Annotated in this window: 26 protein-coding genes; 8 read left to right on the top strand and 18 right to left on the bottom strand. The window is 47.3% G+C overall.

The features are described 5' to 3' along the window. Positions 1-168 precede the first annotated feature (168 nt). A complete protein-coding gene (locus AC5JBY_RS04670) occupies positions 169-423 on the top strand; it encodes a hypothetical protein (protein ID WP_495903396.1) in 255 nt (84 codons plus the stop codon). A 64-nt stretch (positions 424-487) separates the two neighbouring features. Here AC5JBY_RS04670 and AC5JBY_RS04675 read toward each other — a convergent pair whose 3' ends face one another. The 10 genes from AC5JBY_RS04675 to AC5JBY_RS04720 form a co-directional block, all read right to left on the bottom strand. Next, on the bottom strand, positions 488-1036 hold the full coding sequence (locus AC5JBY_RS04675; protein ID WP_495903397.1) for an RNA 2'-phosphotransferase: 549 nt from the start codon (positions 1034-1036) through the stop codon (positions 488-490). Continuing rightward, positions 1033-2025, bottom strand: coding sequence for an AAA family ATPase (locus AC5JBY_RS04680; protein ID WP_495903398.1), 993 nt, complete (start codon positions 2023-2025; stop codon positions 1033-1035). The genes AC5JBY_RS04675 and AC5JBY_RS04680 overlap by 4 nt, the downstream gene beginning before the upstream one ends. 12 nt (positions 2026-2037) lie before the next feature. Next, positions 2038-4032 carry a TonB-dependent receptor gene (locus AC5JBY_RS04685; protein ID WP_495903399.1) on the bottom strand — a complete coding sequence of 665 codons (1995 nt, stop codon included), beginning with the start codon at positions 4030-4032 and terminating at the stop codon, positions 2038-2040. Positions 4033-4070: 38 nt separating this feature from the next. Beyond that, a complete protein-coding gene (locus AC5JBY_RS04690) occupies positions 4071-4898 on the bottom strand; it encodes a TIGR02452 family protein (RefSeq protein WP_495903400.1) in 828 nt (275 codons plus the stop codon). A 25-nt stretch (positions 4899-4923) separates the two neighbouring features. Further along, entirely contained in the window at positions 4924-5472 is a 549-nt protein-coding gene (gene ybiA / locus AC5JBY_RS04695; RefSeq protein WP_495903401.1) for a riboflavin biosynthesis intermediates N-glycosidase, read from the bottom strand. Positions 5473-5531: 59 nt separating this feature from the next. Beyond that, entirely contained in the window at positions 5532-6974 is a 1443-nt protein-coding gene (locus AC5JBY_RS04700; RefSeq protein WP_495903402.1) for a nicotinate phosphoribosyltransferase, read from the bottom strand. Between the two features lie 41 nt (positions 6975-7015). Beyond that, positions 7016-7930 carry an NUDIX domain-containing protein gene (locus tag AC5JBY_RS04705; protein ID WP_495903403.1) on the bottom strand — a complete coding sequence of 305 codons (915 nt, stop codon included), beginning with the start codon at positions 7928-7930 and terminating at the stop codon, positions 7016-7018. A gap of 499 nt (positions 7931-8429) precedes the next feature. Continuing rightward, positions 8430-9122 carry an NUDIX hydrolase gene (locus tag AC5JBY_RS04710; RefSeq protein WP_495903404.1) on the bottom strand — a complete coding sequence of 231 codons (693 nt, stop codon included), beginning with the start codon at positions 9120-9122 and terminating at the stop codon, positions 8430-8432. A 19-nt stretch (positions 9123-9141) separates the two neighbouring features. Further along, positions 9142-10215, bottom strand: a complete 1074-nt coding sequence (locus AC5JBY_RS04715) for a winged helix DNA-binding domain-containing protein (protein WP_495903405.1) — start codon at positions 10213-10215, stop codon at positions 9142-9144. Positions 10216-10237: 22 nt separating this feature from the next. Further along, entirely contained in the window at positions 10238-10834 is a 597-nt protein-coding gene (locus tag AC5JBY_RS04720; RefSeq protein WP_495903406.1) for a DinB family protein, read from the bottom strand. Positions 10835-11049: 215 nt separating this feature from the next. Here AC5JBY_RS04720 and AC5JBY_RS04725 point away from each other — a divergent pair, with 215 nt between their 5' ends. The 4 genes from AC5JBY_RS04725 to AC5JBY_RS04740 all read left to right on the top strand — a co-directional run bounded on the left by AC5JBY_RS04725 (position 11050) and on the right by AC5JBY_RS04740 (position 13313). Next, entirely contained in the window at positions 11050-12156 is a 1107-nt protein-coding gene (locus AC5JBY_RS04725) for a sensor histidine kinase (protein ID WP_495903407.1), read from the top strand. Between the two features lie 87 nt (positions 12157-12243). Beyond that, positions 12244-12468 (top strand): CDGSH iron-sulfur domain-containing protein, encoded by a 225-nt coding sequence (locus AC5JBY_RS04730; protein WP_495903408.1) that lies wholly within the window; start codon positions 12244-12246, stop codon positions 12466-12468. Between the two features lie 62 nt (positions 12469-12530). After that, positions 12531-12998, top strand: coding sequence for a hypothetical protein (locus AC5JBY_RS04735; protein ID WP_495903409.1), 468 nt, complete (start codon positions 12531-12533; stop codon positions 12996-12998). Between the two features lie 33 nt (positions 12999-13031). After that, on the top strand, positions 13032-13313 hold the full coding sequence (locus tag AC5JBY_RS04740) for a hypothetical protein (RefSeq protein WP_495903410.1): 282 nt from the start codon (positions 13032-13034) through the stop codon (positions 13311-13313). Positions 13314-13318: 5 nt separating this feature from the next. On the opposite strand, the gene AC5JBY_RS04745 is transcribed toward AC5JBY_RS04740, so the two are convergent. After that, positions 13319-14737 (bottom strand): serine hydrolase domain-containing protein, encoded by a 1419-nt coding sequence (locus AC5JBY_RS04745; RefSeq protein WP_495903411.1) that lies wholly within the window; start codon positions 14735-14737, stop codon positions 13319-13321. A 316-nt stretch (positions 14738-15053) separates the two neighbouring features. Here AC5JBY_RS04745 and AC5JBY_RS04750 point away from each other — a divergent pair, with 316 nt between their 5' ends. Continuing rightward, positions 15054-16811 carry an ABC transporter ATP-binding protein gene (locus tag AC5JBY_RS04750; RefSeq protein WP_495903412.1) on the top strand — a complete coding sequence of 586 codons (1758 nt, stop codon included), beginning with the start codon at positions 15054-15056 and terminating at the stop codon, positions 16809-16811. Between the two features lie 34 nt (positions 16812-16845). Here AC5JBY_RS04750 and AC5JBY_RS04755 read toward each other — a convergent pair whose 3' ends face one another. From AC5JBY_RS04755 to AC5JBY_RS04780, 6 genes are all read right to left on the bottom strand, one after another. Next, a complete protein-coding gene (locus AC5JBY_RS04755; protein WP_495903413.1) occupies positions 16846-18165 on the bottom strand; it encodes a DEAD/DEAH box helicase in 1320 nt (439 codons plus the stop codon). A gap of 311 nt (positions 18166-18476) precedes the next feature. After that, on the bottom strand, positions 18477-18908 hold the full coding sequence (locus AC5JBY_RS04760; protein WP_495903414.1) for a hypothetical protein: 432 nt from the start codon (positions 18906-18908) through the stop codon (positions 18477-18479). 38 nt (positions 18909-18946) lie between these two features. Then, a complete protein-coding gene (locus AC5JBY_RS04765) occupies positions 18947-19225 on the bottom strand; it encodes a hypothetical protein (protein WP_495903415.1) in 279 nt (92 codons plus the stop codon). 119 nt (positions 19226-19344) lie between these two features. Beyond that, on the bottom strand, positions 19345-19848 hold the full coding sequence (locus AC5JBY_RS04770) for an asparaginase domain-containing protein (protein WP_495903416.1): 504 nt from the start codon (positions 19846-19848) through the stop codon (positions 19345-19347). Positions 19849-19972: 124 nt separating this feature from the next. Next, on the bottom strand, positions 19973-20278 hold the full coding sequence (locus tag AC5JBY_RS04775; RefSeq protein WP_495903417.1) for a type II toxin-antitoxin system RelE/ParE family toxin: 306 nt from the start codon (positions 20276-20278) through the stop codon (positions 19973-19975). Next, positions 20272-20505 (bottom strand): hypothetical protein, encoded by a 234-nt coding sequence (locus tag AC5JBY_RS04780; protein WP_495903418.1) that lies wholly within the window; start codon positions 20503-20505, stop codon positions 20272-20274. Before AC5JBY_RS04780 ends, AC5JBY_RS04775 begins: the two co-directional genes overlap by 7 nt. 210 nt (positions 20506-20715) lie before the next feature. Between AC5JBY_RS04780 and AC5JBY_RS04785 the strand changes: the two genes are divergently transcribed. Continuing rightward, the gene (locus AC5JBY_RS04785; protein ID WP_495903419.1) at positions 20716-23133 is read left to right on the top strand and encodes a mechanosensitive ion channel family protein; all 2418 of its coding nucleotides are present in this window, start codon (positions 20716-20718) and stop codon (positions 23131-23133) included. A gap of 84 nt (positions 23134-23217) precedes the next feature. Further along, positions 23218-23631, top strand: a complete 414-nt coding sequence (locus tag AC5JBY_RS04790; protein ID WP_495903420.1) for a hypothetical protein — start codon at positions 23218-23220, stop codon at positions 23629-23631. 136 nt (positions 23632-23767) lie between these two features. Here AC5JBY_RS04790 and polA read toward each other — a convergent pair whose 3' ends face one another. Then, positions 23768-26641 carry a DNA polymerase I gene (gene polA, locus AC5JBY_RS04795; RefSeq protein WP_495903421.1) on the bottom strand — a complete coding sequence of 958 codons (2874 nt, stop codon included), beginning with the start codon at positions 26639-26641 and terminating at the stop codon, positions 23768-23770. Between the last annotated feature and the right edge of the window lie 202 nt (positions 26642-26843).

Genomic DNA, 26843 nt, shown 5'->3' on the forward strand with positions numbered 1-26843 from the left:
AACACTATTTACCCGAATAACGCCCAATACAGATAAACAGCTGCCCCATTGAAATACTATTATTAAATACACATTAAAAGCACCGCTTTATAACCCGGATTTGGCACATAGCGGCACGCTTATTGAAATACTATACATGAATTCATAATTATAAAAAACGGAGGAGTTATGAAAACGAGAACAGAAATCTTCGAATTGACGATAGACGGTAAACCACTTGTAGTAAAAGCTACCCCATACCAAACACTATCAACAGAAACACGTTTCAGGGTGAGCATCAATGATAGCCCTGTACATATATATGGTTGGGATAAAGACCTCAATCGTCTGACAGCTATTGACAGCAGTAATGCTGCTAATCATGTACCCGATAAACTTGACGAACAAATTGGCCGCGAGCTATACCATCGCGTAGCAGCCTAAAAAGATATCCAATTTCAGAAAAACTGAACGCGGGGCCATACATACGGCTCCGCGTTTTTTATTGCTATTTATCAACTTTACGAATAAAAGCCGCAGGAACTTCATCTGCCAGCCAAACACCATTGGCAGAAAGATAAAATACATAACCAGCCGCTTGCATCCCTTGCGCATCGATTTGTAGCAAAACAGGTTTACCATGCCGCCCACCCACTGAAATAGCTGTAGCAGGTTGAGCCGATAAATGCACATGATGCCTGCGCTGTCGCTTCAGACCTTCCGCCAGCACTGCATCTACAAGGTGAGCCGCTGTTCCATGATACAGGATAGCAGGCGCTTCTGCCACGGGCAGCTGAAGATCAACATCCACACTATGCCCCTGACTGGCTCTGATCATACTCTTGTCATCATTAAAAGCAAAACGCTTTTTATCATTGGTATCCACAACAACCTGCAACAACGCAAGGTCCAGCGATACGCCATGCTGGTTGATCTTACTGATCAACTCATCTACATGGGCCCAGCCTCCTTCATGAAGCTCCAGGCCAATCTCTTCCGGCTTATGCCGCAACACCAGGCTCATAAACTTGCTGATCCTGGTTAAATCTTTATTCATATACTTACATTGAAAAATCGTTGAATAATAATTTCCTTCGCACGTTCAAACCGCTCCTCCCAGCTGCCACCAATCTTTACATAGTCGATGCCGGCATTCTTCAATTCCTGCTCATGATAACCACTCAATGCATTACGTTCAGCTTCCGATAACCGGGTACCATCTTGAACGTACGGACAATCCGTTTCCAGAAACAAGTGCAGATCAAACCGGTTAGCATCTTCAATCCAGTCTGGCACAACCAACGGCTGGTTGAACAGATACCGCGAATAAGACTTGGTAATAAGCACATCCGTGTCACACACGAGCACTCTGTTCGCCAAAGGCAATCGCTCATTGATCGTCGCAGCATGCAGCATGGCAATCTTCAGCAGATCATCAAATACGACTTCGTCGGTAGTCTCGATCACATCCCGGGCCATCTCAGGCACAAAAGCCGAATTGAAATACGCACCGAGCCTTTCCGTTAAAGTTGATTTACCGGTGGACTCAGAGCCACTGATACACACCTTCTTCACAAACCACGGGCGCGCAGCCGCAGCAATAAGCTCCCAGTGCTCAAAAGGATTGCGAAGTATGGCACTGGCAGATACGGGTACAACCCTCCGCTCCTGATCAAAACAACGATGCACGATACCAAGGTACTCCGCCACATACTCACCATAAGGCTCCGAAGAAACAAACACTTCAACACCCGGAAAATGGTCCCGTATATAAGCAGCCCACAACGCAGAAATAGACCTTGATGATACCGAACTGTTGGGAAGCACTGCTTCATCATATTCAACCAAAGCGATCTGCACACGCGTGTTCTGTGCATAATGCTTATCAAGCCAGCCTTTGCGCACTGCGCCACCAATCGGTTCTTTGTCCGAAACACACAGCATCACCACCAGTTGCTCACAATGCAACAGGGCAAAGTCGATCAACGCCAGATGCCCCTTGTGCAACGGCATGAACTTGCCCAGAACCAATCCTTTTTTCATCATACAGAAATACAATTACCACTTCACCCTTACACCCGCATAAAAATTGATAGGCGCCTGAATAAAATAACCAGGTACACCCGATCCGGCGATCAACCCATTGGTAAAATACACCCGGTTCGTAATATTATTCAGCACACCATATAAAGTTACACGACCCAGCTGCCAGCTGGCATCCGCATTCACTATGAAATAATCGGGCAGCTTCACAGTATTGGCATAATCGATGTACGACTCCCCCTGATAGCGGAAACCAACCCCGGCCTGCCAGCGCTTTTTCACCAGCCTGCATTCCTGGTTACTGATAAAGCCAGGAGTAAGAACAGGATGAAGGTCTACCCCCGCCTCTTTGATCCGGTTCAGCGAAGCAGCAGATTGATTACGCCACTCGATACCATTCTCCCACTTCCAGGCAGCATCCAATTCTATCCCACTCCGGTAACTGTGGGCAGCACTGCTGTGCAGCGGCACGCCGGTAGGCCCGATCTGACCATTAAGCGTGATCTCATGACGAAACCGCATGTAATACAAATTAGCACAGACATACACCCTCCGCGAGAAATGCTTAACACCCAGCTCCTGGTCAATTACCTGCTCAGGCTTTACGGGGTTGAACAACAGATCGCCGTTGCCATCCCGAGTCAGGTCATCGTTCCCCATAAACAAGTCATTACGCGTGGGCTCACGGTGCGTATGACCAATCGAATAATAAAGCCGCGTTTCATCACCAACACGGTAATTGACACCGAGCGTGCTGTTCAAAAAGTTCCAGTATTGCCCTGGCATCACCTCGGCACCGGAGTAAGTAAAACTGCTGTAGCGATATTGAACATCACCCAGCAGGTCCCAGCGGCCGGTACTGAAAACAGCCTTGGTAAAAACACTCCCCTCATTCCGGTAACCGGTATTGGTATACAAAACACCGAGCGCCTTCTCACTGCCGCGGTGCCTGCGTTGATACCACTGCCCCTGCACACCACTATACCACCGGAAACCTTTGGCTGTATGAGAGAAATAAGAAAAAGCGCCATAGAAATTAGACCGGAAAGCATAATTGTACAACTCGTCAGTCGATGGCAGACCAGAGAAATGATTATAATCAAAATCATAATTACCATCGAGGTAATTATAAAAAACGCCACTGTGCAGCTGCTGGCGGCTGTTCAACTGCCATTCATGATGAACCTGCACATGCCCCTGCAAAAACCGGTCATACTCCTGGTTGCTGTTGGAGTTGAACTTTTTATTCTTGTTGATGCTGTCCATCGGTGCACCGATCCACGCCAGCTCATTCTTTTGCTCACCCAGGAAAGCGATCATATACACCTTATGCTTATCGCCCCAATAGCCAGGATTGATAAATACAGAACTTGAACTATTGGCCGAATGATCGCGGTAACCATCAGAATGCAAATGCGACGCACGCGCATAAACACCCATATTGTTCTTTAAACCTGTGTTGATACTCCCATTCAACCGGTAATAATTAAAAGAACCATAACCAGCAGAAACCTGGCCGCTCGCACTATCGGCAAAGCGAACCGATTCAAAATACAGGCTACCACCATATGCGGCCACACCGGGTTTCGAATAACCAGCACCCCGTTGAATATGAATACCAGAAACCGATTCAAGAAAGTCAGGATAGTTGGAAAAATAAACACCCTGATCTTCCGGCTCATTCAGCGGCACACCATTCAGGCTCATGTTGATCCTTGTCTGATCGATACCACGGATCCTGAAATAAGAATAACCCGAAGCACTGCCGGCATCCGTATAAAAAGTCACAGCAGGAGATTGCGCCAGCAACGTCGAAGGCTCCTGGCCATAATTCCGCCGCTCCAGCTCCTTCCGCGAAAAATAACCCATCGTCACCGGCGATTGAACAGAAGAAGTAAAAGGAGAAGAAACCACCACCTCTTCCAATAAAGAAACAGTGTCTTTTTTTGTCTGGCTATAAGAAACCTGGAGCACCAGAAAGGCTCCGGTAAAAAAGGATAATTTTTTCATGTCAATGTCAAGGTGGGTACATCAATACTTGGGCCCTGTCATAATTGAAATCTTTTTCTGAAAGGCTCGATAATACTTTCCTTATTCGTCTTAACCGCAAATACAATTTTTCTGAACTGACCAGCAAACTCTCCATGCAACGCTTCATGAAACAAAGCAGCAATGTCTTCTGGATTATTGCGGAATACACCACAACCCCAGGCGCCCAGCACCAGCGTGTCATGATTGAAGTGCTTGCACAAAGCCAGCAGCTTGGCGATCCTCACCCGCATCACCGGAATGATCCGATCGATATTCGACCGCTCATTCTCTGTAACCACACCTGCATTCACAGCAGGAGAGGTGACAATGGAGGTAAGAACAACATCATCCAGCATATTCCCTTCCTCGTCCTTCATCACCGGCACACGTGGAGAATAGATCATGTGATCGGAATACAAACAAGTTCCCTGCTTGCGATGAAACGAATAATAACCAGGAGCTTTAAGCAGACAAACATACAGACCCGAAGCCCGGGCAATACACTCCTCCTGCGCAATAGCACCACCTAAAAACCCGCCACCCGGATTCTTGGCAGACGCGAAATTCAGACACATCACATCAGAGGCGCCTTCTCCGGCAAGCCGCCGCACAGCATCCAGTGTGGTTTCATTCGTCACTTCATACACAGTATCATAACCATCATTGTCATTACGCTTATCCCGTATATCCTCCAGCTCTTCCGGAGTAAACAACCGGGTATTGTCAACCGCGTGTTGTAAAGCAGCGCTTATATCTACTCTGCCGCCCTTGGCATTAATATAAAAACCTTGATCGATGAGTTGCAGCGTGTCTTCCGCTATTGCAACCCTTGCACGTTGATTCATACAACATCATTTTAAATAATTTTAATTAAATCTGTAATCTGTCCCTCGCCTCCATCAGCGCAAAACCCAGCAGGTTCGTTCCTCTCCATTTAAAAGGGTTCATCGCCTCTTTCGAGTTTTGCGATAAGCCAATCCCCCAGATTGCGTCAAATGGACTCGCTTCAACAATGACTTTTTTTCCCGTTCTTATCAAAAACTCCCTCAAAAAAGCATGTTGAGAAAACTTGTGAAAAGAACCCTCTGCAACAAAACCATAACCAGCCCTTTTCCAAGCTTCGGCATCAAAATTTTTCACCTTCCTGCCAATTGATTTGGCAACAGCAGGCTTTGGCGTTGCAAGTATTTCCTGAAGAGCCTCTTGATCACCAAACAGTAAAGCCTTCTTTGCCATCATCCAGTGTTCTGCAGTGGCATAAGTAACACCATCAACAGTGAAAGGAGCGGGGAACCACTGACTCAGACAAGACTTATCAACCACGCCATCCTGCTTTTGCGTATGCCCCCAGAATAAGAAATACTCAACAGGTTGGCCCGCCTCGATACCCTGCTTCAATAAATCCAAAGAATATTTCATAAATCATATACAGTTGTAGAGATCCCCTGCCCAAGCCTCTTCGACGGCTCTAACACAGCTTAATTAGTAACCTGCTCTTTACTTTCAACCGCAACCCTTTCCCGCGCAGCCTCAAAACTTACTTGATTAACAAGCTCACCATTCTCAAACACCGTGATCAATTGATCCTCTTCACCAGGAGCCAGCTCCTTACGAATAGTCTGGTAACCCCCTTCAGTACGGATCAGTTTCAATTGACCAGCCTTAGACTTCTTGAAAGACTGCACCAGTTTACCATGCGAATCGATCTCGATAGGATTCTTTTGAACATCTACAGCTTCACCACCCACTTCGGCATAAGAACATTTGAAAGCAAACTTCTGCGTATCCCTGTCCACCTTTTGCAGCAAGGCGCCACCCATACCCAGCACAAGATTCTCCGCACTGATACCGTTAATCTTAAGCGCATTATAAATGTGACGGATAGAATCCACATTGATACCATCACCCTGGATCACGCGTACTTGAGGAGGCAATACCCTGAAACCTTTCTCATTGATCGTAAAACCAAACTTCTCAAACAGGATATCAAAAACCTTCAGCAAAGTGAACACAGGATCACCACTATCAGGACGGATCACCAGTACACCGTCACGGCTCAACACAAGCTCTTTCAATTCGTCACCCCAGTATTCACTGCAGGCCCGGAAAATATCGTACGAGTCAGACACACAGGCCACCACACCCGTGGGGAAGGTTTTCAGAATATGTTTGAATATTTCCACCTCACCCTCTTCTCCAAGCAAAGTACAGATAGAGTGTTCCGTTGCAGGGATGGAGGCGCCGTACACTTTAGTCGCATCGTAATAACGAGTAGCCATCACACTGCCCATGATATTGTCACTGCCACAGAAACTCAACAAGTGAGCCGCACCGCCAAGGCCCGCACTTTCCACAGAACTCACACCCCGGAAACCAAAATCATTCAGCACATAATCGATAGACGCCATCGCAGCAGTAGAAGCCGTTTCCTGGAAATACTCCGTCGTGATCTTCCGGATCTCCCTCGAAACAGTGGCAACCGTACAGGGATACCACACCTGCATCAACAACGTCTCCAGGAAGTTGGTCAGCCAGAAACATTCAGGATCGGTATTCTCGATCGTTACAAGCACATTATTCACAGGAACAACAGAACCTTCGGCAACAGCCTTGATACGCACGGGCAATTTGCCACCGTGTTTCTTGACAATATGATCAAACTTACTCCTGTCGAAAACATCGTCACGTCCAAACACTGCTTGCAGAAAGCCTGCAGCCGCATCGATCTTTTCAGTCGTGATCACTTCTCCCTGCAAATAGTATTTCAGGAAATATTGGAGACCAAAGAAAACCGTCTCGTCAAACTGGCCGCCACGGCTTTCGAGGTAAGAATAAATTTTAGTAGTACCGGGATAATACAACTTGTGGTGAGAATACTTATAAGCATCCGCAAGCAATAAAATGTTCTCCTGGGTTTTCATCACGTTGTTGTTTTAAAATAAAAGAATAAGAGTAAAATTGATTATTTATTCACTTGGTCAGTAGAACTTTTGAGTTTTACCAGCATATTTACGAGTATATGGTGTTCAGCAGTGATCTCATTGCTCGCAACCATGCCAGGCAGCAGATCAGTATTGAACCATGCCAGCGCTACGAGGTCATCATTAGCCACCGCATCACCGGAAACATATTCCGTTTTAAAAAACATAGTCATGATCTTATCAGCCTCTCTGCGATACCGCCAGTCATTGATCCGGGCAGAACCGACATACTGCATAGCGCCTGTTACAAGGTTACCACACTCCTCTTGCAATTCCCGCGCTGCTGCCTCCTCAAAGTTTACATCAGCAGGATCAGCAAAACCACCAGGAAACCGCCATTGAGCCGCGCCAGGTTTTTTACCCAGCAACACTTCCCGGCCACCATTGCGGAAAACAGCAATATCTACAGTAGGGTGAACAGCATCATACTTATTGTGATACGCATAATTGATACCCATGCGAAAATCCACAGAGTCCAACACCTTGTCGGCATTCTCATCACGGATGGTGGTGGCAGAATGCTCGCCAAATTCAGGAAGAGCTACCACATTCATATGCCCACTGTAATAAGGAATAAAACTGTCACGGCTGCCATACAACACAAAAGCCTCCTGCGGAAAAGTGTTAGACAATAAGCTATCCAGTCTTTCACTCCAAACCGCATCATCAGGGTGGTCACTCAGCGGCAGGATGATCAGCTCAGGAGCAAACTGCTTCAGCAAACGCTCCCGCGTATAAAAATCAAAAGGATTGCGGCGGCTGCCTTTCACCGGCGAAACCCCCAACACCACCACGATCTTGTTGTGGTTGGGCTTGATCTCTTGCAACAAATACTTATGGCCTTCGTGTAAATAAGGCGTCTGAAAGCGTGCTATGATTACTCCTGTGTTCTTCATTTTGCGTCATTTCTACACAAATATAAAAGCCCCAATCGAAACAAACAAATATTTTGCGTAAAATAGACGCAAAATATTTGCCTGACAGAAATACTATTGATAATGAATGAAATAGGAAATCAATTGAATGGGAAGGAGCGAATAAAACGAGTTAAAACCACAAAAGAGAGCGATTGAACGCCTCTGCCAGGATCATGGACGAGATATAATGCCTGTTTGTCATAGATAGAAACCAATTCCGGAGGGAGAACCGGAGGGAATGCTAAGCAGATGATGTATAGATGATGGCATCTTGAAGAAGAGATAAACTAAGCCAAAGCTAAACCAAAACTAAACTTAAGCTAAACCAAAGCTAAGCGGACCACTTTGTAAACCCGGTAATCGGGCAGGAGAGAGACGAAATAGAAGAGTATGGTAAGACGGTTATGGGCATAAAAATCAACTCCTATAACTATACGAAAAACATGCCATATTGGCAATTTGTTCTAAAGCCCCTTGCTTAAATCTCAAAGTTCATCCCTTCCTTTTCCAGCTGCTGATAACGCTGCTCATTAAACCGGAACAGTTTGCTGGGCCTACCCTTGCCCTCCGATTTGGCGTATTCCTTGGTCTCATCGAGGATGCCCAGCGCCAGCATCTTCCGCGAAAAATTACGGCGGTCGATTTCCCGGCCCAGTAGGCTAACATACAAATGCTCCAGGTCCGAGAAAGGAAAGATCTTATCCAGTAGCTCAAAACCGATCGGCTGGTACCGGATCTTGGCCCGGATACGCTCGATCGCTACCCCTAAAATATCCTGGTGATCAAAAGCCAGCGGAGGTAGTTCGTTGATACCAAACCATTGCGCATGCTCTGCATCAGTACTGGCCTTCAATTGCTGGAACTGCGAAGACTTCACCAGCGCAAAATAAGCGATCGAAACAATCCGCTGCCGCGGGTCGCGACCGGGATTACCAAAAGAATAAAGCTGCTCGAGATAGTTCACAGAAATACCAGTTTCTTCTTGCAACTCGCGCCTTACAGCCTCTTCCAGCGATTCGTGCTCCAGCACAAATCCACCCGGAATGGCCCAGCTGTTTTGAAAAGGAGGATACTTACGTTGGATCAATAAAACCGATACACCTTCCTGTTTGGAATAGCCGAAAACAACGGCATCCACTGCAACCTTGATATGCTGATCGAAACTGGTCATTCAACGTGCAATATACAACCTAACCCAAAACAGCAGGTAATCCAAGAAACTTTGCATACCGCTTGGCAGCAGTTGCCACAGCCTGCTGCACACCCTTACCGGCATCCTCAAAATAAGAAGTTTCGATCTCCACCTTTTTAGCACCAATAGTTCTTTTCCAGATACCATCCACCTGGCCATTCACAACAATAGTAGCATTGAATTGACCATTGGCTGTCATTGCGAGCTTCTTAGCATGTTGCGCATTAATGATGGTGCTCCTGTCAGTATAACCCAACAGATACTCGTCAAAACCCGGTAGCAATTGAATGATATTTTTCTTTTGTACCGTAGGCATATTAGCAGGTAATAAATACGTCTCTCCCTCCACCACAATACTTTCCAGTTTTTCCTGAACAGCTTCAGCACCTTTCCTCGCTTCTGTAAGCGTCAACCCACCCCACCACATGAAGTCTTTAACAGTAGCAGGCCCATGACTGGTAAAATAACGCAAAGCCAGCTCTGCCAGCGGGTCAGCCGGTTCATCCCTTTTTGCCGCAGGCACCCAATCATCGAGCAACACATGCGTAAACTGCTTACCACGTCGCGGCCCCATGCAGATCAGTTGCTCCATAGAAGCATGCAACAATAAATGCCCAACACCATAAGCAGAAGTTTTAATACCATGCTTCGACAACACAACAGTCAGCTCCTCCCGTGTCAACGCCTGCCCACCCTCCAACACTTTCACCAACGCTTTATTACTCTTCTTAACATGAGAAGCAGTTAGCGACTCCTGCTTGAGATGATAAGCTTGCTTCTGCAAGATCTTAGGCGCGATAAACCCCAACATCCAATGCACATCAGCCGGTGCCATCCAATGCCAGGTGCCCCGCAAACCCCACGTGCGGATGATCTCTCCGTCAGCAATGGCCTGTTCAATAGTGGCGTCAGTAGAGCCCGGCAGCCGCAGACCAACACTCCACTTGGCGCCAAGATAATCCTGCGCCTGCATAGCACCCATCCAGTGCACCAGTTCCCCCGCACGTTGGAAAGAAGGCTGCAAAAACTGTTGATTAAATAAACGAAGCTGTCCAATGGCAGATTTCTTCATATCGATGTAATTGACCAATAAGCTATTTACTGAAAAAGTTGACAGCAAGAAAGCTTTTTTGCGAATAAGAACCAACAGACTGCTCACGACGCACCGTAGCACTTTCTTTCACCTTCAATACATAATACAGATAGTCCGTCATGGGCGCATCCTTCAAACCCACCTGGTGACCAATAGTCACCACCTGTCCACGATGATAAGTACTATGATTCAAACAATGCTGGATGATCTCATACTTCGGGCGGCAAACCTCACCAAAGAGAACATTACAATAACAGTCCTCCTCCAACTCCTCATCCGACAACGATTGCACATAATCATTCCACTCACCCGCCTGCTTCTCCAATGCATCCAACACAGCCGCAAGACCCATGTCCGCCTCCTGCCATCGAGATACCGGCATTGGTTGCAACCGGTCGAGCCACTCCCTTTCCACATCCAGCATATGCAGCAACGTGGCCTTTACACCCGGAAAGCTCGACGCTGCAGTTGCCTCCAGCAAAACAGCCGGCTTGCTTCTAAGCCAATCCGTTAGCCGGGAAATCGCCCATAAGTTATAAGCCGCCATATCCTGCAATTGCGTGAGTAAACTGGTCTGATTAATGGTGGAGAAAAACATAAGCTGCCGATTTATGATACAAAGCAACAACCGGGTAGTGACAGCAGTATGTCAGTAGCAAAAACTACTTTTTAAAATATTTCGGCAGCCCGGCATTTTACAATTCATTCAACCAAAAACACAATTCATACAGAAAGTAACCGACACCCGCCAAAGGTCTTTTTTCTTTGTAACATGGCTAACTATGTCGCCCTCCGGATTAAAACCCTGCTGCATTGATAAAAGTCCGCGATAAATGGTTCCGGGTGCTTATCATCCTGCTTCCCTTCCTGTTGGTATTGTATACCAACGAAGTATGCATCTATGCCGATCGCCCGAAGATCCTGCGCACCCTGGTGTCCCTGGCCTGCATCATACTGGTTTGCGAGGGCAGCCGCTACCTCATATACAACAGCCGCAGGTGGAAACAACCATTATTCAGGCCCCCCTTCCGAATCTGGACAGTAATGGCCATCGGCCTGGCATACACTTCCATTTGCCTGGCCATCAGCACCGTACTCCGCATGGCCATCATATCAGGCAAAATAGATACGACATTCCAGGTCGCCTCGGCCGTAACAATTAATGGGGTCAAACTGGTAGTCGGCCTCTGGGGCTATTCCTTCTTCAATGCCCTATTTATCTTCTTTTTCCTGTTAGCAGGCTTCGAGACCCTGTACCACTACGCCAAACTGAGATACACGCAAAAAGAGAAAGAACAACTCGAAAAAGAGAAGCTCCGGGCAGAACTGAACCAGCTAAAAGGCATCGTAAACCCCCACTTCCTGTTCAATAACCTCAACTCCCTCTCCTCCCTCATCGGCGAAAACCCTGTCCGTGCAGAGGCCTTCCTCGACGAGCTCACCAAAGTATTCCGCTACCTGCTAAGGAACAACCAGTCGGAGCTTACGACCCTTGGACAGGAACTCCAGTTCATACAATCCTATTACCACCTGTTGCAAACCCGCTACGGCAGCGGCATCAACCTCACCATTCGGGTAGATAAAAAATTCGAAGACTGGCTGTTGCCACCCCTCACCCTGCAGCTCCTGATAGAAAACGCAGTAAAACACAACAGCCTGCAAAAAGAAAACCCACTCGAGATCGAATTGACACTCACCGCAGGCAACAGGCTCATGGTACAAAACACGATCGTAAAAAGAGAAAGCTCGGTAGAATCCATGGGCTTCGGATTGCAGACGATCAATACCCGCTATAAAATGCTCCAGCTGCCCGAAATAACGATACAGAAAGATGAGGAGTACTTTACAGTCATCATCCCGCTGATAGAGCCCCTGGCCGATGGTCAGCAGGTACTCGAGCCCATACCAGTGCCCTCCTAAACGGCCCATCCCATAACAACAAGTTATTATCTGGTCACTTTGCAGTTCCCTTATTTGTATTACTTTCGCCGCCCTAATTCTACCAACATGGCAACTACAAAAATTACGGTCAATAGTAATGGCTCCCTTAAAATAGAAGGCGACTTCGAAATCGTAGACAGAAATGGCGATAAATACGACTTGGGCGGACGCGAGATCATTTCCATCTGCCGTTGTGGCCACTCCAAAAACAAACCCTTCTGCGATGGCGCCCACAAAGGCAACTTTGAGCACGACGCCATAGCATTCAGCCTCCCTCCCAAAAAACAATAGTTATCAGGCGACAGGGCTGAAGCGATAAACTTTCAGAACTGATCTGAACCGTAACTTGCGATATGACCCGGGCGGAAAAGATACAATACAAACAAAACCTCAAGCAGGCGGGCTTGGCCATTATTGAACAACGCATAGCCGCTGCGAAAGCACAGATGGAAGAAGCCCAGCAGGCAGCCAACCAGGAAGAGAAAAGCTCGGCCGGCGACAAGTATGAAACATCCCGCGCCATGGGCCACCTGCAAAAAGATATGCACGCCCGTCAGTTGGCAGAACAGGCCAAAGAACTGGCTGCCCTTCATGCAGTCAATGTAGACAACCTCTATGAAACAGCTGCAACCGGCGCTTTGATACAGGGAGAAAAAATGGCATTCTTTATTGCTGCAGGACTGGGCAAACAAACGATAGACAATAAGATAATATTCTTCCTCTCGCCACAGGCGCCGCTCGCTCAGCAATTACAACACAAAAAGGCGGGCGATCATTTTGTTTTTAATACATTGAGTACTATTATTGTTGACCTGTACTAAAGCGCTTGCCTCCATTTCTATTAATCATTCATTATGCTACTTACACTCAGGATACTTACGATCATAACCTGTATCGCCTGTCTGGCTGCTGGAGTTTTCCTTATTGTAGCAGGAATGATGGAAGAGGATGAGGCTGCCATATGGCTCGGAGCAGGTATCGCTGCTTATTACCTCGCAGACCTCTACCTGCTTTACCGCAGCTATAAGAAAAAACATGCACCCACACATTGGGTAGCATTCATCCTGGGCATCTTGCCGGCACTGATCATTTTGATAATAGTATGGATTGCCGGTAGCATATCCATTGGAGAGTAGAGCTGTTAGCGCGCTTCCGTAGTTTGTCTTCTGAACACAACATTCCTCGCCCGCGAAATAGAAACCCTAAACTCAGTCACCTTTTTTTGCCCATCTCGCACGAAAGTGATCTGACCCAAAGGAAAATTGAAAACATCTTTAGGAGCAGACGTAAGAATGAAAGTAAACATGGGCTTTATTTCCAGTAATAACTTGCCGCCTTTATATACAAGATTGTACGTCGCTTCTGCCTCGCGCGAATAATACACACCCACATAACTTTCCATATTGGCGGCACTGGTGTCCCCCAGTATAGCCTTTACAGAATCCGAAGATGAGTTAGCCGGTCTGCTTCTCGCAATCCTTCGGTCAGGCAGAAATAATTTCCGCACCGCATTGCTCAGGTTGAAAGTATCATTATCGAAAGCCGAAGTATTACTGAGCCAGGCAATAGACAAACCAGCGTCCGGAAAATGCTCCAGGTAAGCGCGGTAACTGGCAGTGGCGCCGGTATGAGAGATGGCCTTCCAGCCATTGATGGAATCAGTGACAAGACCGGCTCCATAACCGTTTCTTCTTCCATTATTGAGCGGGCGGGTAGCTGTTTGGTTAGGTAGCAAAGAAGGACTTCCAAATTTCCCGCTCAGATAATATTGATTCCAGGTCAGCAGGTCTTCAGCAGTAGTAAGCAAGCCACCATTACCGTAAGCATTCTCATTAGGCATATTGGTAAAATACAACTGGCCGCTTTTTGAATAAGCGATCGCCCGGTCCTTCACCACCTTTCTGTAATTATCCCGCCATCCGGTGTGCTTCATCCCTGCAGGTTGAAAAATATTCCTTTCGGTAAAAGCAGCCAGCGTTAAACCGGTCACACGCTGCACAATAACGGCCAGCAGGTTATAATTGGAATTACTGTAGATATATTCATCACCCGGGTTATTGTTGAGACTCTCTTGTTTAGAGACAACATACAAAGCATACTCATTCGTGTAGGCCCGTGAACCTCTTCCCCAGCCAGCCAGTTCCATGATGCTTCCCCAGTCCTTCAACCCACTGGTATGCTGCATCATGTGTCGCAGTGTGATCACCTTACCATAATCCGGCAATTCAGGAATATGCTTACGAACATCATCATCCAGCGAAAGCTTACCCTGCTGCTCCAGCAGCAAGATGGCAGCAGCGGTAAACTGCTTCGAGACAGACCCTGCTTCCAAAACAGAATTAGTAGTGAGCGGAGTAGTATGCTCCAGGTCTGCCATGCCCCACGCCTTCGAAAAGATTACCTGACCGTTCCTGCTGATAGCAAGCTCGGCGCCTGGCACAGAATTACTATTGTACCGGCTGAATATTTTCTCTATGGCCGCCGCAGTATCTGACCAGCTTTGCGCCGATGCGATCAATGAACAGCTGGCCATGCATAAAAACAGGAACGATCTTTTCATATAAGAGGTTATTTATAGTCTTGGAAAAAGGACAACACCCAAAAACCAACCCATGAGAAAATTAAATTAAAAAAGTGTAATCAAATGTAAAAGAATGCCTTCAGGCACAAGACGCACAAACTTTTACACGTACATTCAATACAAAGAACGGATCAGTCGCCAGCCTCTGGCTGGTGACGGGTATTTCAAAGCCTCCGGCTTTGCAACACGATCTTGCCGACAGCGAACCAAAGTGTGGGTCGCCCTCGAAGAGCTTGTCCCGCTCCGCGGGAGCGGCTTACCCCGGTCTAAAGGAAAAAACCGACATTAAACAAACATGCACATCCTCTGGAAATATTTGCGTCCCCAGCGTTGGCTGGTACTCCTGTCACTGACCCTGGCTGCCGTAGCCCAGGTCCTGTCGTTGATCGACCCGATCATCTTCGGAAAGATCATCGACGACTACGCCGGACAGATCAACCTGCGCCCCCGGCAGGAACTGATAAAAGGTGTATTGTGGTGGCTGGGTGTAGCCATAGGAGTAGCCTTGCTGGCAAGAGTGGCCAAAGCCTTCCAGGACTACTTCACGCGCCTGGCCGTCCAGAAATTTGGTATGCAGATATTCAACGACGGCCTCCGCCAAACACTCCGCCTCTCCTTCAATGAGTTTGAAGAGCAACGAAGCGGAGAAACAATGGCTGTCCTCCAGAAAGTGCGGACCGACACAGAGAGGTTTATCAACTCCTTTATCAATATCCTGTTCTCATCCCTCGTAGGCATGGGCTTCCTCGTATGGTATGCCATCACCAAACATTGGGCGCTAATCCCGGTTTTCGTGATCGGTGTACTGGTATTGGGAACGCTTACCGGCATGTTGAGCCGTAAAATGAAAGCTACCCAGCGCTCCATCAACCGCGAAACCAACCGCATGGCGGGCATCATTACAGAATCACTCCGCAACATAGAGCTGGTACGCAGCCTCGGCCTCACCTTCCCGGAGATCAGGCGACTGAGAGAATACACCTTTCGCATATTCCAGCTGGAAATGGAAAAGACCCGGCAAACACGCACACTGAGCTTTCTCCAGGGCACGGTTTTGAATGTATTGAAACAGTCCATCTTATTCATACTCCTTTGGCTGATATTCGGAGGAGTGTTGAGTACAGGCGAGCTCATCACCATGCAGTTCATCTCCAATACGATCTTTGGTCCCCTGCAGGACGTAGGAAACATCATCATCTTCTACCGCGAAGCAGAAGCCTCCCTGCAAACCTTCGATACCCTCATGAGCAAACCCATCGAACAACGGCCGCCCGAACCGGTTGCATTGAATCTGCTCAACGACCTGCGTTTTGAGAATGTAGTGTTTCGACACAACACAGCCACCCAAAACTCGATGGACGGAATATCTTTCTCCGTACACACCGGCGATACGATCGCCTTTGTGGGACCATCTGGCTCCGGCAAATCAACCCTGGTAAAACTGTTGGTAGGGCTATACAAACCACAGGAAGGAACGATCTACTTCAATGACATCCCGGCCACCCTGATCCGCTACAATGAACTGCGGCGGCAAATTGGGTTCGTAACACAAGACACACAACTCTTCGCCGGCACGATCCGCGAAAACCTCTTATTCGTAAAGCCCGACGCCACCGACGAAGACATGCTCGAAGCAATGGAAAAAGCCTCGGCATCCAAATTGGTTACACGCACTGGTAAAGGATTGAACACCATACTGGGAGAAGGCGGACTAAAACTTTCCGGAGGAGAAAAACAGCGGCTTTCCATAGCCCGCGCATTATTACGCCACCCGCGGCTCCTGATCTTCGATGAAGCCACCTCAGCATTGGATTCCCTGACAGAAGAAGCGATTACCCAAACAATCCGCGACATATCCGCGCAGCGGCAGCAGATCACGATACTGATAGCCCACCGCCTCAGCACCATCATGCATGCCGACACGATCTATGTACTCGAAAAAGGAAAGATTACAGAGTCCGGCTCACACGATGAACTCCTTGCCCAAAAAGGACTCTACTACGCCATGTGGCGCCAGCAGATCGGCGAAAGACGCATGGAAATCTCAGAGTAATTTTGTCGAAGTAAACGACTGCCGATTGCCGCAACTACTTCGCTACCTCGATCTTCACCTTCTTATTCTTGATCTTCTCACCCTTAATAAGGTGCAGCGTATGACCCGCCTTCGTTTTACGCACCGCCACAAAAGAGAAAAAGTCTTTCACTTCGATCAGGCCAACATCTTCTTTCTTCAACTGCCCCTTATTAGTAAGAAAACCTACAATATCCACCTTGTTCACCTTGTCCTTCTTGCCGGCGGCAATGAACAACGTAGTCCATACAGGCTTGGAAGGTAATTCTGCAGTGGCAGGTAATTCAATAACAGTAGGCTCAGGACTGATATAAGGAGGTACATATTCTTTAGGACCTAACAATAAAATAGCAGTACCACTGGCTTCCATGCGGGCAGTTCGCCCGTTACGATGCGTATAAGACTCTTCAGAAGTAGGAATTTGATAATGGATGATGTAGCGGATATTGGGAATGTCCAGACCGCGCGCAGCCAGGTCAGTAGTGACCAGTATATTCGAAGTACCATTGCGAAACTTACACAGCGCACTATCGCGCTCCTGCTGCTCCATGGCGCCATGATACCAGACATTATAAATGCCTTTATCCCTGAGAAAAGTACTTAACTGCTCCACAAACTCACGCTGATTACAAAAAATAATGGTAGAGCGGTTGCCCAGCGCGCAGATGAGCCGGAACAACGTCTCGGATTTATCAACATCCTCACTCCGCACCTGCTGCACGGCAAGCGCAGGCGATTTCTCGCCAGTCAGAAAATTAATCGTTACAGGCGCTTGAAGACCCACAAAAGCAGGCACCTCTACCGCTGCCGTAGCAGACGTAAGAATTCTTTTCTTCAAAGCAGGAAGCGAACCTACCACAAACGACATTTCCTCTTCAAAACCCTGCTCCAGCGATTTATCGAACTCATCGAGTACCAGCGTCTCGATATGAGCCGTAGTGATATTGCCGCGGCGTATATGATCACCCAGCCGGCCCGGCGTCCCTACGATGAGCGCAGGAGCCTGCTTCAGGTTGTTCTCTTCCGTTTCACGCAAGTGGCCGCCATAACAACAAGTGATCTTTAGGCCGGTACCCATCTTTTTGAATACCTGCTCGATCTGCAGCGCCAGCTCCCGCGAAGGCACAACGATCAATGCCTGCGTATATTTTTTATCCTTGTCCAGCAGTTGGGCCACGGGCAGCAGGAAAGCCAGCGTTTTACCGGAACCGGTGTCCGATAATAACACCACCCCGTCAGATTGCTTATTAGCCTCCAGCGATGCCTGCTGCATCTCATTCAGCGCGTCGATCTTTAAATTGGTAAGTGATTGCTCGATAGAAAAAGAAGATTGCATCCCGCAAAAGTAAGGCAATTCCCGGGCATGGTATTTTTGACGCTGGCACGCACAAGAAACAGACCCCAAAAAAAATAAGTACGTCGTTATGCTTAAGTGTCTGGGAGCCTGCAATAAAGAAGGAATGTTACACCTTGGAGAGGCGTTAGCCCGTCAGGCCGCGCGGAGCGATCGGGCCTGACTTGATTTTTCTTTGGTTACTTTCTTTGCATCAAAGCCTGTCCCGCCCTGCGGGAGCAAAGAAAGTGACAAAAAGCCCAGCGTGCCACGCGAAAAAGTAAGACTAAAAAAGTGACAACGAGCACTTGTGCTTACTTATTCAACAACCGGTGAAACTTCTCCAGCTCAGTCACTTCCGGAGGAGAAAGCGTCTCATTATTATTATACTTTACCTGGAAGAAAAGCACCCGTTTGTGCTGCGGATATTTAGCCAGAATAGCCTCGATCATATTCCCGACATATTCATCCTTATTGTACAGTGGAGTAGGAGGAGGTGGAGCAGATTTATATTTAGTAGGCTTCTTCCGGATCACAGCCTCCAGCGTGGCCAGTTTATTCTCAGGAATAGATTCTACTTTCAAAGCCTTCTGATAAAGCCCTTCCAGCTGCTTTTTGCTCAGGCCTCCGCGCTCCTCATACTGGAAAGCAAGACTCTTCACAAAAGTAGAATCAGGCCGGGCAACTAACATGGCGTCCAGCACATCCTTGATCACATCGACATCAACCTTCTTTTTTTGTAACATACTTTGGCACCCGAAAGTAAGAAAAACCGGGCAGTTGATCACAACAACCAGCAGCAGACCAATAGCGCCACCCCCATACCGAATATGCCGCCAAGAACAGAAAACACGGCATCCATGAAGTCATAAACACCCATGCCGGTAATCAGGGAGAACAGTTCAAAACCATAACTGATAACGATCACCAGACCAATAACGATAAGAATAGATAAAGCAAGATTGTTAGGCAGCCACCACCAACCCAACCCCTGCAACACAGCACCCATGAGGATGCCGGCATAGAAATGTCTCTTTTTATCAGGAGCAATATTGTTGAACAAGGGGTGTTATTTTTTTAGGATTGAATAACGAATGCTCTCAGGAATGCATCGTTATTGCCTACCTGAAAAGTACATTAAAATTCAACGTCCTTTCCTCTCAATCCTAAAAATCCCTAAAATCATGGTTCAGACACTTCCTCAAAAATCCCCGTCTGCCTGTTCTTGCGAACATTGTCCCAGTTGAAAAAGCGCCCGTTCATGGCCACATATACACCGGGAGGCAAAGATTGTACAAAAGCCATGGCACAGCCCATATTGAACAGCCCGTCCGAGCTACCAAACTTAATAGGGATCATCGCACCGGTAAGCACGACCGTTTTATTCTTGATATGTTCAGCCAGTACTTTGGCGGTGGTAGCCATGGTATCAGTGCCATGTGTAATGATGATTTTATCCTCCTCACATTGAATACACTGGTGAACGATCAGTTCGCGGTCCTGGGCAGTCATGTCCAGACTGTCGATCATCATCAAAGTCCTGATCACTACCGGCACCTTATTACGGCCCATCTCCAGCAGGTCATGCATCTGCGTATCCTTAAAGAACAGTTGACCATTCAACTCATTATACTCCTTATCGAAAGTACCACCGGTAATAAAGACCCTGATAGGTTTAATAGGCATAAACACACATTTGAACCGGTGAAATTAAAGCAATAAAAAATGGACCATTTTACAATTAGAAAATATCAAGCGTCTTTCCCAATTACTTGGTAACTGTTTAAGAAGTAGGCAGAACTGTTAAACGCTAATAAAGGGCGGGATTCATTTTGGTATGCCGTATTCTGATTACCCTGATTTCTTGGGCAGAGATGTGATAGGAAATACGATACTTATAAAGCTCGTAAGCCCTGTAAGAGCCATCATTGTTTGAACGGTACTTGTCAGGAGGATGGCGAAGTGGATTTTTAAGCAAAGCCTTAAAGGAGTGATAGATCTTTTGCTTTACTTTCTCTGCATTTTGAGGAGAGTCTTCTTTAATGAATTCATAGGCTTTTCTTAATTGGACTTTTGCGTTATTGTCTATAACAACAACCAAACTATTTTTTACCATAGTTGCATTTCCTTCTCCAGCTCGTCCAGCGTTGTAAACTCACCTTTATTGATACGCTCCATAGCCTCATCCAGCTCTTTGTTATAAGCTGCTATTGTGCTGGCATCTTTGTGGCTGGTTTTTTTCTTTTGTATAAAGGTTTTAATAAGCTGTAGAACTGATTTTTTATCAGCTTCATCCAGCTGCATAAAATATTTGCTCATTTCCTGCTCTAATGCTTTTGCCATAACACTGCTGTTTTTACAAATTTAATTTAAAAAGCTAACTGCGAAAAGGGCCTTGCCTTGCAACCGTTTCTTTACAGAATAAACTCATAAAGCAGCATAAATAAGACAGGTAAATATAATAATTAAACATTATTCAACATCCGGGCTCTCAAACTTTTCTTTGATAAGTAACAAGTAGCATATAGTTTAGTACCAGCAAAAAATCAACACATGAAAAACCGCTGGCGCCACCAGGTGGCAGGTTATATCCTTTTTTTAGTATCCCTGACCGCTACCGCACAGGATTCTACTAATTTCCGGCAGGACAGCGCCGGCCGCCGCGGCGACTCCTCCCGCCGCGCATCCGATACTTCCCGCTTCAGGCGCGGAGGCATGTCTTCCCTCTTTGCCGACTCCGCAAAGCTCACCAGCAGCGACTACCAGCTACAAATAGAAAAGACCTATGTCGTTCTTGATAACATCGAGAACAAAAGCGAGCTCGGACTGGCTATCCAGAACATCCAGGAGAAAATGACGGACAACGATTCGGTCCTGGCTGTGCTGAAAGACAATGTGCTCAACAATAGCCGGGCACTCAACCTGCGCAACCTGCAGGTGTTCCGCACACTGCTCCTCAACATACAGCGCGACGGAAAAGAAAACCGTGAAATGCTCGACAGCACCGAGCGCAGACTGGATGGTCTGCGCAGCAGCATGAGAACCCTTATGGCCGATACAGTGTTGCGGCAACTGATGCGCGATTCAGTCCTGCGCCAGCAGTTCAGCACACCACTAAAAGACATGCGCGAAAACTGGCGCTCCAGCACCCGCCACCTCCGCGAAAGCCTGGCCACCATCAACCTCCTGCAAACAAAGAACTCTTCCAATGCTATTACCACAGCCCAGCTATTGGAAAAAGTAAACACCCTGCTCAATACCTCCGCCACCCGCATCTTTGGCAAAGAATACAACTACCTCTGGGAAAAAGACACAACTTCACTATCTCAATCCGCCCGCTCATCCTTTAGCAAGGCCTACGATGCCGAGCGCAAAGCCATACGCTATTACTTCAAGGATAGCGGCAACAAAAGATTATTCCTGCTGCTGATCGGGCTGCTGTTCTTTATCTGGATATACCGCAACATCCGCACCCTGAAGCGCCTTGATGGCATGCCCGCCGTCAAAGACCTTGGCTTCGATTACCTGCCCTCCGGGTACATCGTTTCAGCGTTTGTGATCATGTTCTGCATAGCCCCGCTGTTCGATCTGCATGCCCCGGCTGCTTACATCGAGTCCATGCAGTTCCTGTTGCTGATTATCCTCTCGATCATCTGCTGGAAGAAATGGCCGCGCAACCTGTTCTGGTACTGGATAGCCATGGCCATCCTCTACATCTGCTTCTCATTCACACACCACATCATAGATCCGAGCTTCTGGCAACGGGCTTGGCTGATCCTTCTCAATGTCCTTTCAATCATTTTTGGCGTACTCTTCCTGTCGAAAATGAAAGAACACCTGCACCTGAAAGGATTCTTGCGCTTTGTTATCATTCTGCACAATGTGATGAATGTGCTTTCCATCCTATTCAATATCTGGGGCCGCTTTTCATTGGCACAGATATTCGGTACCGCCGCCATCTTTGCCTTCACACAGGCGATCGGGTTGGCTGTATTCAGCAAAATAGCCATGGAGTCCATCCTCCTCCAGATTATTACCAGCCGCTTAAAGCGGGGGGTACACGCACGGCTCGATTTCCAGCCCGTACTCAACGGCTTCCGCCGCCCCATCCTTTTCCTGGTGGTGGTATTGTGGCTGATTGTATTTACGACCAACCTGAACATATATACAACAGTATTGAACGGACTCACAGCCTTCCTCGAAGCCCCCCGTCACATCGGAAGCGCCTTCTTTACGGTCGGTGGCGTACTACTCTTCTTCCTGATCATCTGGATAGCCCACCTGCTGCAGAAATACGTAGGCTACTTCTTTGGCGATACGGGCAACGACGATGATATGCATGATAAAGGACAACGCTCCCGGCTGCTTATCGCACGCCTTATCCTCCTTTGCCTTGGCTACCTGTTGGCGGTAGCAGCATCGGGTGTGCCGGTAGATAAGATCACCATCGTACTGGGCGCCCTTGGCGTAGGTATCGGTCTGGGCTTGCAAAACATCGTCAACAACTTCGTATCAGGCATCATCCTCATCTTCGACAGACCATTACAAATAGGCGACTCGGTAGAAGTAGGAGACAAAGCTGGCCGCGTCCGCGAAATAGGCTTGCGCTCCAGTACCCTCCTCACCCCCAACGGTGCAGAAGTGATTATCCCCAACGGAGACATCCTTTCTCACCAGATCGTGAACTGGACACACACCAACAACCAGATACGCCTTGAAATGGAGTTATCGGTGAGCGGTAGCCAGGACATGGAAGTCGTTTCCTCCGCGATCAAAGAAGCCATACAGTCTTCCCGGTTTGTCTTCGACAACCGCGAACCCCAAATACTATTTACCAAAGTAAACGACGATGGCTTCGACCTACGCGCCTTCTTTTGGTGCGCCGACGTTTTCAAATCGGAAGAAGCCAAAAGCGATGTGTTGCTATTACTCCACGAAAAACTAAAAGCGGCTAACCTGCACATTAATTAATAATCCACAAAACATTGCCCCGAATGAAAAAAATCGTAGCTTTTCCATAACGGTTATATTACCTCAACATCGGATTGCTGACCAATGGAACCATTAGTGCTTATTATACTGGTAGCGATAGCAGTGGGATACCTGGCTATTTACAGACCAATGTTCATAACAAAACCTGCCAGGGAAAGAAAAGAACTCATTGCTAAATTTGAACAGGTTAAAAACCTCAATGCCCAACTCATTTCCGACCTGCAGCAATTCGCCCAACAAAATAATGCATTGGATAAAGCCTTTATAGAAGGTGATACATTCCGCAAGAAGATAACAGAACTGGAAGCAGCCCGCGATCAGTTATTCAGTGATGACAATTACACTGGCCTGCGCGGCCTCAACTCCAAAAACCTGGACATCCGGCTCATGAGCGAAGCCCTCGACGACCAGGTCACCTATCACCAACGAATCCAAAAAGCACTCAGGCAACACAAAGTCGCCAACGGCGCCCACTAAGTATGCCCAAAGAAAAAGGCTGCCCCAACGGCCAGCCTTAAGAAACTATATCAGTTAAATGACGATTCTCTTTCCGCTCTGCGAGGCTTGTAGCCTCGCAGTCCTATTCTGTAGCCTTTGGCTACAATGAAAGTCATTAGTGCGCTTCCAGCCAATTCTCCCCCCCACCGATCTCAGCTTCTACAGGCACATCATTAGGCAACGGCAGCGCTTTCCGCATACAATCAAGAATGATCGGCTTGATGATTTCCGCCTCATCACGCGTAGCATCAAAGATCAACTCGTCATGCACCTGCAGGATCATCTTCGACTTGAATTGATGCTTCTTGAACGTCTCATGAATGCTGGTCATCGCCAGCTTGATCATATCAGCAGCTGTACCTTGAATAGGAGAGTTGATGGCGTTGCGCTCTGCAAAACCCCTTACAGTAAAGTTGGAGGAGTTGATATCACGCAGCCAGCGCTTACGGCCCATCAGCGTTTGCACATAGCCCGTTTCCCGCGCAAAATTGATGGTATCATCCATATACTTCTGAATATTGGCAAACTGCTTTTTATAAGTATCGATAATCTCCTTGGCTTCAGTCCTGCTGATGCCGAGGTTATCTGCCAGGCCAAAAGCCCCTTGCCCATAGATGATACCAAAGTTTACACTCTTCGCTTTATAACGCATCTCCTTCGTAACATCCTTTTCATCTACACCGTATACTTTGGCGGCAGTAGCAGTGTGAATGTCTTTAGCATTCTTGAAGGCATCACACATGGCCGGGTCGCCACTGATAGCAGCCACTATGCGCAATTCTATTTGCGAGTAATCTGCAGACAGCAGAATATGGTTACTATCCCGCGGAATAAAAGCCTTACGGATTTCTTTGCCCCTTTCTGTCCTTACAGGGATGTTTTGCAGATTAGGATTATTGCTGGACAAACGACCAGTAACAGCTACAGCCTGTGCATAAGATGTATGCACCCTGCCTGTCTTACGATTGATCATTTCGGGCAGCGCATCCACATAAGTCGACTTCAGCTTCGTCAACTCCCGGAACGCAAGAATATCGTCTACGATCTTATTTTGACTGGCCAGCTTCAGCAGCACATCTTCACCCGTAGCATATTGACCAGTCTTGGTCTTTTTAGCTTTAGGATCAAGTTGCAGCTTTTCAAATAACACCTCTCCCAACTGTTTGGGCGAAGCAAGATTGAACTTTAAACCCGCTTGCTGGTACACATTTTCTTCAGCCTGCTTAGCTTCTTTCTCGAGCTGAGTGGAATAATCCTTCAAAAAGTTCACATCTACCTTTACCCCTTCAAACTCCATATCGGTCAGCACCTTCACCAGTGGGTTTTCTACTTCATGGAAAACGCGCTCTACATCTTTACTCTTCAGCTGTGGTGCAAATACCTGTTTCAGTTGCAGCGTAATATCAGCATCTTCAGCGGCATACTCAGTGATCTTGTCCAGCGCCACGTCACGCATATTACCCTGGTTCTTTCCCTTCTTGCCGATAAGCTCGTCGATGTGAATTGGTTCATAACCTAAATACTGGGCACTCATGATATCCATGCTGCGCTTGCCATCCGGCTCGATCACATAGTGCGCAAGCATGGTATCGAAAGTGTTACCCTTCAACTCGTAACCATACCATTTAAGCACGAGCATATCGTACTTCAGGTTTTGACCTACCCAGGTTATATCCGTTGTTTTATTGAAGAGCTTTTCGAACTGCTTCAGAATAGCCTTCGTTCCATCAACATCACCCGTAGGTACAGGAACATAATAAGCCTCACCCGGCGTATAAGAAAAACTCATTCCCACCATATCCGCATCATTCGCATCGATACCGGTCGTTTCAGTATCAAAACATATTTCCGGCTGCTCCAACAATTCCTTCACCAGTATTTTTATAGCATCTTCGCCGGTAATGGCAATGTATTTATGAGGTGTATTATGAATAGTTTTGCCAGCTACAATAGCCTCACCACTCTCTACCCTTTCACCATCGCTCGAGCCTTCTGCACCTACTTCTGGATTCTGAATTCTGTATTCTGTATTCTTCTTCTTGCTCTCCACCACATTCCCAAACAGATCAGTCTGCACCCCTTCCGGAGCAGTCGGCTTAGCTCCTGTGATGGAAATTTCTTCTCCGAGTACTCTTTTAGCTACTGTTTTAAATTCCAGTTCCATAAACACCTCACGCAACAGCTCCCGGTTCATTTCCTTTACCCGGAAGTCTTCAGCATGAAAAGCTACAGGTACATCGGTAATGATAGTGGCGAGCTTCTTGGAAAGGATAGCAGCATTCTTGCCATTACGAACCTTCTCACCAAGCGCACCTTTGATCTTATCTGCGTTATTCAATACATTTTCAAGCGTACCATATTCATTAAGCAGCTTGGCGGCAGTTTTCTCACCCACGCCGGCAATACCAGGAATATTATCAACAGCGTCACCCATTAAACCCAATATGTCGATCACCTGGTGCACCTCCTTGATATTCCATTTCTCACACACCTCTTTGACACCGAGTATTTCTGCATCCCCTCCTTGATAACCGGGCTTATAGATTTTAACCTTATCGTCTACCAGTTGACCATAATCCTTGTCAGGCGTTACCATGTACACATCAAAGCCCTCTTTAGCGGCTTGCTTGCTTAAGGTACCAATAACGTCATCAGCTTCATAACCATCCAGCTCAACAATGGGGATGTTGAAGCCGCGGATAATACGTTTGATATCGGGAATAGAAGCAGTCAGGTCCTCGGGCGCTTCCTGCCGGTTAGCCTTGTAATCGGCAAATTCCGTATGCCTTTCTGTAGGAGCATGCGTATCGAAAGCCACTGCCATGTGCGAAGGCTTCTGATTATTGAGCAGATCAAGTAACGTATTGATGAAACCGAACTGCGCATTCGTGTTCTTTCCTTTGGAAGTAATACGGGGATTACGAATCAGCGCATAATAAGCGCGGAATACCAGCGCATAAGCGTCGAGAAGAAATACTTTTTGACTCATGCTGCTAAGTTAACAACAATGGTCACATCTGAAGCGGAAAAATGCCCTGTTTCTGCGGGTGTTTTGCGACAAAATAGAGGCATATCTACACTGCCGTCAGGCCACCCAAAGTAGCTAGACCAATCGAAGCCAATTCCCTCTTCTGTCATTTCGAACGGAGCCAGTAGCAACTTGAATTATTTATGCAGTAACGGCGAAGTGA

The organism is Paraflavitalea sp. (genome assembly GCF_059502485.1).

Coding starts and splice junctions, on each gene's coding strand:
- AC5JBY_RS04670 (WP_495903396.1), top strand. CDS start 169: ATGAAAACGAGAACAGAAATCTTCGAATTGACGATAGACGGTAAACCA.
- AC5JBY_RS04675 (WP_495903397.1), bottom strand. CDS start 1,036: ATGAATAAAGATTTAACCAGGATCAGCAAGTTTATGAGCCTGGTGTTG.
- AC5JBY_RS04680 (WP_495903398.1), bottom strand. CDS start 2,025: ATGATGAAAAAAGGATTGGTTCTGGGCAAGTTCATGCCGTTGCACAAG.
- AC5JBY_RS04685 (WP_495903399.1), bottom strand. CDS start 4,032: ATGAAAAAATTATCCTTTTTTACCGGAGCCTTTCTGGTGCTCCAGGTT.
- AC5JBY_RS04690 (WP_495903400.1), bottom strand. CDS start 4,898: ATGAATCAACGTGCAAGGGTTGCAATAGCGGAAGACACGCTGCAACTC.
- ybiA (WP_495903401.1), bottom strand. CDS start 5,472: ATGAAATATTCTTTGGATTTATTGAAGCAGGGTATCGAGGCGGGCCAA.
- AC5JBY_RS04700 (WP_495903402.1), bottom strand. CDS start 6,974: ATGAAAACCCAGGAGAACATTTTATTGCTTGCGGATGCTTATAAGTAT.
- AC5JBY_RS04705 (WP_495903403.1), bottom strand. CDS start 7,930: ATGAAGAACACAGGAGTAATCATAGCACGCTTTCAGACGCCTTATTTA.
- AC5JBY_RS04710 (WP_495903404.1), bottom strand. CDS start 9,122: ATGACCAGTTTCGATCAGCATATCAAGGTTGCAGTGGATGCCGTTGTT.
- AC5JBY_RS04715 (WP_495903405.1), bottom strand. CDS start 10,215: ATGAAGAAATCTGCCATTGGACAGCTTCGTTTATTTAATCAACAGTTT.
- AC5JBY_RS04720 (WP_495903406.1), bottom strand. CDS start 10,834: ATGTTTTTCTCCACCATTAATCAGACCAGTTTACTCACGCAATTGCAG.
- AC5JBY_RS04730 (WP_495903408.1), top strand. CDS start 12,244: ATGGCAACTACAAAAATTACGGTCAATAGTAATGGCTCCCTTAAAATA.
- AC5JBY_RS04735 (WP_495903409.1), top strand. CDS start 12,531: ATGACCCGGGCGGAAAAGATACAATACAAACAAAACCTCAAGCAGGCG.
- AC5JBY_RS04740 (WP_495903410.1), top strand. CDS start 13,032: ATGCTACTTACACTCAGGATACTTACGATCATAACCTGTATCGCCTGT.
- AC5JBY_RS04745 (WP_495903411.1), bottom strand. CDS start 14,737: ATGAAAAGATCGTTCCTGTTTTTATGCATGGCCAGCTGTTCATTGATC.
- AC5JBY_RS04750 (WP_495903412.1), top strand. CDS start 15,054: ATGCACATCCTCTGGAAATATTTGCGTCCCCAGCGTTGGCTGGTACTC.
- AC5JBY_RS04755 (WP_495903413.1), bottom strand. CDS start 18,165: ATGCAATCTTCTTTTTCTATCGAGCAATCACTTACCAATTTAAAGATC.
- AC5JBY_RS04760 (WP_495903414.1), bottom strand. CDS start 18,908: ATGTTACAAAAAAAGAAGGTTGATGTCGATGTGATCAAGGATGTGCTG.
- AC5JBY_RS04770 (WP_495903416.1), bottom strand. CDS start 19,848: ATGCCTATTAAACCTATCAGGGTCTTTATTACCGGTGGTACTTTCGAT.
- AC5JBY_RS04775 (WP_495903417.1), bottom strand. CDS start 20,278: ATGGTAAAAAATAGTTTGGTTGTTGTTATAGACAATAACGCAAAAGTC.
- AC5JBY_RS04780 (WP_495903418.1), bottom strand. CDS start 20,505: ATGGCAAAAGCATTAGAGCAGGAAATGAGCAAATATTTTATGCAGCTG.
- AC5JBY_RS04785 (WP_495903419.1), top strand. CDS start 20,716: ATGAAAAACCGCTGGCGCCACCAGGTGGCAGGTTATATCCTTTTTTTA.
- AC5JBY_RS04790 (WP_495903420.1), top strand. CDS start 23,218: ATGGAACCATTAGTGCTTATTATACTGGTAGCGATAGCAGTGGGATAC.
- polA (WP_495903421.1), bottom strand. CDS start 26,641: ATGAGTCAAAAAGTATTTCTTCTCGACGCTTATGCGCTGGTATTCCGC.